This window comes from Desulfatiferula olefinivorans (assembly GCF_054657895.1).
In genome coordinates this window covers 1-2,819 of record NZ_BAAHXV010000081.1, presented here as the reverse complement: position 1 = coordinate 2,819, position 2,819 = coordinate 1, and the positions used below count along the sequence as shown (strand labels likewise).

General features: G+C 60.4%; 2 protein-coding genes. Both read right to left on the bottom strand.

Annotated elements, in window-relative coordinates; translation table 11 throughout:
- Positions 1-2,263 (bottom strand): FAD-dependent oxidoreductase (locus tag ACYQ11_RS21820; protein WP_459925949.1); only part of this gene is annotated, 2,263 nt, incomplete at its 3' end.
- Positions 2,264-2,416: 153 nt separating this feature from the next.
- On the bottom strand, positions 2,417-2,819 hold a 403-nt coding region (locus ACYQ11_RS21815; protein ID WP_459925948.1), incomplete at its 5' end, for a molybdopterin oxidoreductase family protein.

Genomic DNA, 2,819 nt, shown 5'->3' with positions numbered 1-2,819 from the left:
CGATGAAGTCAAATCCGTATCGGCCTTTGACGCAGAGGCTGCCGTAATTCGGACCCGTCGATTCGTGGCCGGTGATGTGGACGACGGTGTTCGCCTTGACATGCAGCTCGGTCTGGCACCCCACACCGCAGTAGGCGCAGGTGGAATGAACGGGCGCTTCCTCCCAGGGTTCCCCCCGGTAAATGACCTGTTTTTCCGTCAGGGCTCCCACCGGGCAGACCCGGACGCATTCGCCGCAGAACACGCAGTCGGAATCCTTGAGCGGACGGTCACCGGCGGCGATGATCTTCGAGTACACGCCGCGGTTGCCGAAGTCGATGGCGTTGTTGACCTGTACGTCCCGGCAGGCCTGGACGCACTGGCCGCACAAAATACATTTGGCGAAATTCCGGATGATAAAGGGATTGTCCCGCTCGATGGGGTAGAGGGGGGCGACCTCCTTGAACGGCGTTGTTTTGGCCGGGTGAATGATAAAGCGGTGCTTGTCCGCCCCATAGGTGTGGGCATAGGCCTTGAGTTTGCAGGTCAGGACATCCTGGCATCCGCAGGCCAGACACCGTGACGCTTCGGCCTTGAGGTTTTCTTCGGTAAAGCCCAGTTCCACCTCTTCGAAACTCCGGGCCCGCGTGGCCGGATCGGATTTTTCGATCTCCCGGCGTTCGGCAGGTGTCTCGTCGATGAAATCATCGCTGGAAAGCACACCGAAATCTTCTTTGCGGATGTAAAAGTTCAGGAGGTTCTCGGCCGTCAGGGAGTTGCCCTGAAGGTAAAGATCCATGGCATGGGCGGCCTTGCGGCCGTGGGCCACCGCCGAGATGATGATCGAGGGGCCGGAGACGGCGTCGCCGCCGGCGAACACCCCGTCGATGTTGGTCATGAACAAACGGCTGTCCGCGTTGATGGAATTCCAGCGGGTCAGATTCATGCCTTCGAGGGCCGAAGTGTCCACCCGTTGGCCGATGGCTTCGATGACAAAATCCGCGGGCAGTTCGTATTCGCTGCCTTCCATGACCACCGGGCGTCTGCGCCCGGAACTGTCCGGCTCGGCCAGTTCCATGCGGACCAGCCGGATGCCGGTAAGCCGTCCGTCTGCTCCCAGGTATTCTACCGGGTTGCACAGAATGTTCAGGTCGATGTTTTCTTCCTTGGCGTCATGGATTTCCTCGACGGCCGCCGGCATTTCCGCTTCGGTGCGCCGGTAGATGATACCGACCTTTTCAGCGCCGTGGCGCAGGGCCGTCCGGGCCGCGTCGATGGCGGTGTTGCCGCCGCCCACCACAAAGACGTTGCCGTGAAGTTTCGGGGCGATGCCCGCGTTGACGTCACGCAGGAAATCCACGCCCTGGAGCACGCCGTCAAGATCGTTGCCCGTGGTCCGGACATTGCTGCCCAACTGGGCCCCGATGCCCACGAAAATCGCGTCAAACCCCTGGGCCTTGAGGCTGTCCAGGGTGAAATCCGTACCCAGGCGGCGATTGAATTCAATTCGGACGCCCATGTCCAGAATCGAATCGATTTCCTCTTTGAGATCGGCCTTGGGCAGCCGGTATTCGGGGATGCCGTAGCGCATCATGCCTCCGGCCTCGGGCATCATTTCGAAGATCGTGACGGCATGGCCTTTTTTACGAAGGAAGAACGCGGCGGACAGCCCGGCCGGGCCGCTGCCGATGACCGCCGCCTTTTTACCGGTATAAGGTCCGGGTTCCGGTCGGGAATAGCGGCCGTGGGCGGCCCGGTCCATGGCCGAGGCATAGCGTTTGATGTTTTTGATGTCCACCGGTGCGTCAATAAAATTTCTGCGGCACATGTCCTCGCAGGGTTTGGCGCAGACTTTGCCGCAGACCATGGGCAGGGGGTTGGTTTCCTTGATCAGCATCACGGCTTCGGAATAGAGACCCTTAAGGGCCAGGGCGATGTAACCCTGGATGTCGACGCCGGCAGGGCAGGCCAGGCGGCAGGGGGCGTAACAGTCGGCCTTGTGATTGGCCAGCAGAAGTTCGAGATTGACTTTACGGGCCGTCTGGACGGCCGGCGTATCCGTGTCGACGACCATGCCGTCGGCCACCGGTGTGCAGCAGGTCCGCTTGAGGCCCGGAGCGCCCTTGACTTCGGCCACGCACATTCCGCAGGAGGCAAAGGGATCAAGCCCTTTGGCGTGGCAGAGGGTGGGAATGTCCGCAACCTTGTGTTGTTTGATTACATCGAGGATGGTCTGGGACGCATCCGCGCTGTATGTCGAGCCATTGATTGTAATATCAGCCATGCACGTCACCTTTGTTCGTCATATAAATGAAAGAACGAAACCATACTATAAAAACACAATGACGACAAGTCCGAGGCGCGGACGGATCTGAGAAAAAAGGGCCCGCCTGGCGGCGGGCCCTTTGACTGGACTGACATGGACGTGATATCGACGCTAATCGCTGATCCTGACGGCGCAGACCTTGAATTCAGGGATTTTGGCCGTTGGGTCGAGGGCGGCATGGGTCAGCATGTTGGCGGCGGCCTCGGCGAAATGGAAGGGGATGAAGACCGTCCCCGGAAAGGCCTTGTGCGAGAGCCGGACCCGTGCGCGAATGCTGCCGCGCCGTGAGGCGATGGTCGCCATGGCCTTGTCGCTGAGCCCTAATTTTGCCGCATCGCCCGGAGCCATTTCGACGAAACATTCCGGAGCCCGTTCATTGAGGCCGTCGGATTTTCGGGTCATGGTGCCGGTATGGTAATGATACAGCACCCGCCCGGTGGTCAGGGTCAGGGGATAGGCCGCATCGGCGCTTTCCGCCGGAGGGATGAAGTCGACGGCATGGAACAGCCCCTTG